The sequence below is a fragment of the Thermoactinospora rubra genome (genome assembly GCF_002093975.1).
Taxonomy (GTDB): domain Bacteria; phylum Actinomycetota; class Actinomycetes; order Streptosporangiales; family Streptosporangiaceae; genus Nonomuraea; species Nonomuraea rubra_A.
On the sequence record NZ_MSZZ01000133.1, the window covers coordinates 1 to 958 of the forward strand.

1 pseudogene is annotated in these 958 nt (G+C 64.7%); it reads left to right on the forward strand.

The annotated features are described in order from the left end of the window. Nucleotides 1-14: 14 nt before the first annotated feature. Nucleotides 15-958 (forward strand): annotated as a pseudogene (locus tag BSB02_RS39235) (DNA-directed RNA polymerase subunit beta); the annotation flags it as partial.

Sequence of the window (958 nt, forward strand, 5' to 3'; positions counted from 1 at the left end):
CGGAAGGACATCTGTTGGCAGCCTCGCGCAACGCCTCCGCCGTATCCGGTCCCCGTCGCGTGTCTTTCGCGCGCATCCAGGAGCCCCTCGAGGTTCCCGACCTCCTCGCCCTGCAGACCGAATCCTTCGACTGGTTGCTGGGCAACGAGAGGTGGAAGGCCCGGGTCGAGGCGGCTCGCCAGGCCGGGCGCAAGGACGTCCCGACCCAGTCGGGTCTCGAAGAGATCTTCGAAGAGATCAGTCCGATCGAGGACTTCTCCGGGACCATGTCCTTGTCGTTCCGCGACCACCGGTTCGAGCCGCCGAAGTACTCCGTCGAGGAGTGCAAAGACAAGGACATGACCTACTCCGCCTCGATGTTCGTCACCGCGGAGTTCATCAACAACGAAACGGGTGAGATCAAGAGCCAGACGGTGTTCATGGGCGACTTCCCGCTCATGACGCCCAAGGGCACCTTCATCATCAACGGCACCGAGCGGGTGGTGGTCTCCCAGCTGGTCCGCTCCCCGGGGGTGTACTTCGACCGTACCGTGGACAAGACCTCCGACAAGGACCTGTTCGGCTGCCGGGTGATCCCCTCGCGCGGGGCCTGGCTGGAGTTCGAGATCGACAAGCGCGACAGCGTCGGGGTGCGCATCGACCGCAAGCGCAAGCAGCCGGTCACCGTGCTGCTCAAGGCGCTGGGCTGGAGCAGTGAGCAGATCCTGGAGCGGTTCGGCGGCTATGAGGCGATGCGCGCCACCTTGGAGAAGGACCACACCGCCGGCCAGGAGGACGCGCTGCTGGACATCTACCGCAAGCTGCGCCCGGGCGAGCCGCCCACCAAGGAGTCGGCCCAGACGCTGCTGGAGAACCTGTATTTCAACCCCAAGCGTTATGACCTGGCCAAGGTCGGCCGCTACAAGCTGAACAAGAAGCTGGGGCTGGACACCGACATCACCGTCGGCACCCTCACCGA